4 protein-coding genes and 2 pseudogenes are annotated in these 3,862 nt (G+C 66.8%); 4 read left to right on the top strand and 2 right to left on the bottom strand.

The features are described from left to right. The first annotated feature begins 37 nt into the window (after positions 1 to 37). The 3 genes and pseudogenes from I71_RS30155 to I71_RS30145 form a co-directional block, all read left to right on the top strand. A complete protein-coding gene (locus I71_RS30155) occupies positions 38 to 706 on the top strand; it encodes an alpha/beta fold hydrolase (RefSeq protein ID WP_244434147.1) in 669 nt (222 codons plus the stop codon). A gap of 41 nt (positions 707 to 747) precedes the next feature. After that, entirely contained in the window at positions 748 to 1,380 is a 633-nt protein-coding gene (locus I71_RS30150; RefSeq protein WP_042703064.1) for an FMN-dependent NADH-azoreductase, read from the top strand. Between the two features lie 63 nt (positions 1,381 to 1,443). Beyond that, positions 1,444 to 1,716, top strand: a pseudogene (locus tag I71_RS30145) (YciI family protein); the annotation flags it as partial. Between the two features lie 82 nt (positions 1,717 to 1,798). On the opposite strand, the gene I71_RS30140 reads toward I71_RS30145, so the two are convergent. Next, positions 1,799 to 2,410 (bottom strand): NAD(P)-dependent oxidoreductase, encoded by a 612-nt coding sequence (locus tag I71_RS30140; RefSeq protein WP_042703062.1) that lies wholly within the window; start codon positions 2,408 to 2,410, stop codon positions 1,799 to 1,801. A gap of 113 nt (positions 2,411 to 2,523) precedes the next feature. Here I71_RS30140 and I71_RS40910 point away from each other — a divergent pair, with 113 nt between their 5' ends. Then, on the top strand, positions 2,524 to 3,042 hold the full coding sequence (locus I71_RS40910) for a helix-turn-helix domain-containing protein (protein WP_307189038.1): 519 nt from the start codon (positions 2,524 to 2,526) through the stop codon (positions 3,040 to 3,042). Positions 3,043 to 3,116: 74 nt separating this feature from the next. Here the strand turns inward: I71_RS40910 and I71_RS40305 are convergent. After that, positions 3,117 to 3,329 (bottom strand): annotated as a pseudogene (locus I71_RS40305) (trehalose synthase); the annotation flags it as partial. Positions 3,330 to 3,862 lie beyond the last annotated feature (533 nt).

Below are 3,862 nucleotides of genomic sequence, written 5' to 3'. Positions count from 1 at the left end.
CGCNTCGGCNTCCGGCAGCCCCACCCTGCGCAGCATCGTGCTGGTTCATGGCGCCTTCGCCGACGGCTCCAGCTGGTCATCGGTGATCTCCCGGCTGCAGGCGATGGGCTACCATGTCACCGCCGTGCAGAACCCGTTGACCTCGCTCGCCGACGACGTGTCCGCCACCGAAAGGGTCCTGCGTCGGCAGACCGGCGGCGTGCTGCTGGTCGGTCATTCCTGGGGCGGCGCGGTCATCACCCAAGCCGGAAACGCGGCCAATGTCAAAGGCCTGGTCTATCTTTCCGCCCTGGCGCCCGACAGCGGAGAGTCGGTTGCCGATCTGCTGCGAAGGCTGGGTGCGCCGATGGCCGGCTTCACGCCGGACACGGATGGCCTGATCTGGTTGGACGATGCCGAGACCTTCCATCAGGTCATGGCGGCCGACCTGCCGCCGGCCCGGGCACGCGCCCTGGCCTCGGTCCAGCAGCCCATCGCCGCCGCCGGCTTCGCGGACAAAATCCAGAATGCCGCTTGGCACGGGAAGCCGAGCTGGTACCTGCGGACGACAGAGGATCGGGCGCTTCCACCCAAGGTACAGCAGGCCATCGCCCAGCATATCGGCGCCAGAACCGTCTCCATCGCCTCCAGCCACATGTCCCTGCTGTCCCATCCCGACCAAGTGGCCCGGTTGATCGATCGGGCCGCCAGGGAAACGGCCCGGTAACGACGCGACTTCGACAATTCTCCCAACACAGCGAGTTCAACATGAAGATCCTGCACATCGACTCCAGCATTCTGGGCAGCGGCTCGCTGACCCGGATTCTGTCCGCCGCCGTGGTCGCCGAGATCCTCGCCCACCATCCGGCGGCGGAGGTGAGCCGCCGCGACCTGGTGGAAACCGAAATCCGGCATCTGGACGGCGCCATCGCCGCCGGCTTCCGTCCGACCGGGTTCGGTGATTTCGATGACGCCACCGTGACGGAACACGGCGTTTCGGAAGCGCTGGTGGCCGAATTCCTGGCGAGCGACATCCTGGTGATCGGCGCCCCAATGTACAATTTCTCGGTGCCCAGCCAGTTGAAGGCCTGGATGGACCGGATCGCCCAGGCCGGGCGGACCTTCAAATATACGGAAAAAGGCCCGGTGGGCCTGTCGGGCGGCAAGCAGGTCATCGTCGCTTCGGCCCGCGGCGGCTTCTATGCGGACGGGCCGCTGGCCCGCATGGATTTCCAGGAAAGCTATCTCCGCGCCTTCTTCGGATTTCTCGGCATCGCCGACGTCCATGTCGTCAGGGCCGAGGGCGCCTCGAAGGGCGAAACCGTACGCTCGGAAGGTCTTGAGCGCGCCAGGGCGGCAATTGCCGGTGTCGTCGCCGGGCTGCACCCCGCCGCCGCTTGACCACACACACAATCGGAGTTCGAACCATGCTGTTCTCGATCACGGTTTTCCTATAGTCGTCCGCCCGAAGAGGTCAAAGAGCATCTCGACGGCCACAAGGACTGGCTGATGCGGCACATCAGGTCCGGGCCCATCATCGTCGCCGGCCCTCTGCAGAACGGCGATGGCGGCTTCATCCTCGCCCAGGCGGAGGATCGTCCGGCAATAGAGACGATGATCGCGGAAGATCCGTTTGATCGTCATCGGGTAGCGGCGTTTGACATTCAGACGTCCAACCCGGCGATCCGGGCGGCCGGCTTTCCCGAACACTGGGCAGCCGGCGCCAAGAGCGTTTGACGGTCGAAGGCCGAGGCGGTGCGTCGGCAGGGGCTCGCCACACTGGCGCCCCTGCCGACGCTCCGCCTCTGACGACCCAGCCTCAGTACCCCACAGTAAACCGCTTGCGCTCATGCTTCGGCGTCTCGATCTCGTCGACCAGCGCCACGGCGAAGTCCTCGTACGAAATCCAGCTGCGGCCGCTCTCGTCCGCCAGCAACCCATCGGCCCCCACCCGGAACTTGCCCGTCCGTTCACCCAGCACGAACTCGGCGGACGGCGACAGGAAGGTCCAGTTCAGGGTCGGTTCGGCCTTCAGGCGGTCGAGGAACTCGGCGCCCTTGGTGGCCTCGGCCTTGTAGATCTCGGGGAATTCCGGCAGGTCGAGAACGCGCAGGCCCGGCGCGACCTCCAGGCTGCCGGCGCCGCCGACCACCAGATAGCGCGGCACGCCCGACGCCTTCGCCGCAGCGATCAGGCTCTCGGCATCACTGTCCAGGAACATCACGGCGCTGACCACCGCGTCATGCCCGGCCAGCAGCGGCGCGAGCGTTTCCGCCTTGTTGGCGTCGCCGGCCTTCACCGTCAGGCCGGGGGTGGCGGCGACCTTGGCGGGGGTGCGGACGATGGCGGTCACGCTGTGGCCGCGGCGGAGCAGTTCGGCCTGGATGCGGCTGCCGGCGCGGCCGGCGGCACCGATGATGGCGACGTTCATGACGGGTGTCCTCTGACTGGGTTTCCAATGGTGACTTGATGCCTCTTTGGGAATCTGGTGTAAAGAAGGCACCTTTTCGTGACATGGTCACCCGCGCGTAACCGCCGGGAATAATGGACGGGTGGCCCGCCTGGGAGTGGATGCGGATGGACAGGACCCTGCTGGGGCTGGGCGGCAAGCGGCCGTCGGAGATGGATCAGCTGCCCGACGCCTATGCCTCGGCCTGCCCGACGCGGCAGGCGCTGGACCGCATCGCCGACAAATGGACAGTGCTGATCCTGGGATTGCTGGAAAGCGGACCGATGCGCTTCAACCAGCTGCGCCGTGAGATCGAGGGCATCTCGCAGAAGATGCTGTCGCAGACCCTGAAAACCCTGAGCGCGACCGGGCTGGTCGGCCGCAAGGCTTTCGCCACCTTGCCGGTCACCGTCGAATACTCCCTCACGCCGCTGGGCGCCACCTTGGCGAAAACGCTGGTGCCCCTGCGGGTGTGGCCGAAACCCACATCGCGCAGATGTTGGAGGCCCGGGCCGCTTATGACCGGGACGACGAGGATGCCCCGTCCCGGCTGGACGTCGCCTAAATATCCTCGCCCGGGCTTGCCGTCCGCCTCCGTCCGCCGCAGCAGATAGTCGAGCCCGCCGACCCGGAACCAGCGATAGCCATAGGCCTCCATCACCAGATGGTGGCGGCCCTCGGCATCGGGTTCGCTGTGGTCCTCCGACAGAAGGTTGACCAGCCGGCAGCCCTCGCCATGGCCATCCACGTCGAGGGCGATCTCGCAGGGCTTGTCCGAAAGGTTGTGCAGGACGACCACACCGTTGTTGCGCCAGTCATAGCGCAGGGCCAGCACCTCCGGCCGGCCGGTCTTCAAAATCCGGAAGTCGCCCCAGCCGATCTCCGGACACTCCTTGCGCATGCGGATGATGCGCTCGGTCCAGTTCAGCAACGATTCCGGATCGCGGCGCTGGATGGCGGCGTTGATTCGCTCATAGCCGAAGACGCCGCCGCTGATCACCGGGCTTTCCGGATCGTCGGACTTGGTGAAGCCGCCATGCGGCTCGTCCGACCACTGCATCGGCGTGCGGGCACAGTTGCGTTCGGGCAGCGACAGGTCGTCGCCCATGCCGATCTCGTCGCCATAGCGGATGACCGGCGTCCCCGGCAGGGTGAACATCAGGCTGTAGGCCAGCTCGATCCGCCGCCGGTCGGCGTGCAGCATCGGCGCCAGCCGCCGCCGGATGCCGCGGTCGTAGAGCTGCATGGACTTGTCCGGACCGAAGGCGGCGAAGACCGCCTGCCGCTGCTCCTCGGTCAGCCGGCCCAAATCCAGCTCGTCATGGTTGCGCAGGAAGGTGCCCCATTGGGCGGTGGCCGGACGCGGCTTCGTCACCTCCAGCGCCTTGGCGAGCGGCCCGGTGTCGGCGGTAGCCAGCGCGTAGAACAGGTGCT

The sequence above is a fragment of the Azospirillum sp. B506 genome (genome assembly GCF_000333595.1).
Classification (GTDB): domain Bacteria; phylum Pseudomonadota; class Alphaproteobacteria; order Azospirillales; family Azospirillaceae; genus Azospirillum.
This window is presented reverse-complemented; position numbering and strand designations above follow the sequence as displayed.

Excerpts from the sequence above, each read along its gene's own strand:
- I71_RS30150 (WP_042703064.1), top strand. The coding sequence starts at position 748 with ATGAAGATCCTGCACATCGACTCCAGCATTCTGGGCAGCGGCTCGCTG.
- I71_RS30140 (WP_042703062.1), bottom strand. The coding sequence starts at position 2,410 with ATGAACGTCGCCATCATCGGTGCCGCCGGCCGCGCCGGCAGCCGCATC.
- I71_RS40910 (WP_307189038.1), top strand. The coding sequence starts at position 2,524 with ATGGACGGGTGGCCCGCCTGGGAGTGGATGCGGATGGACAGGACCCTG.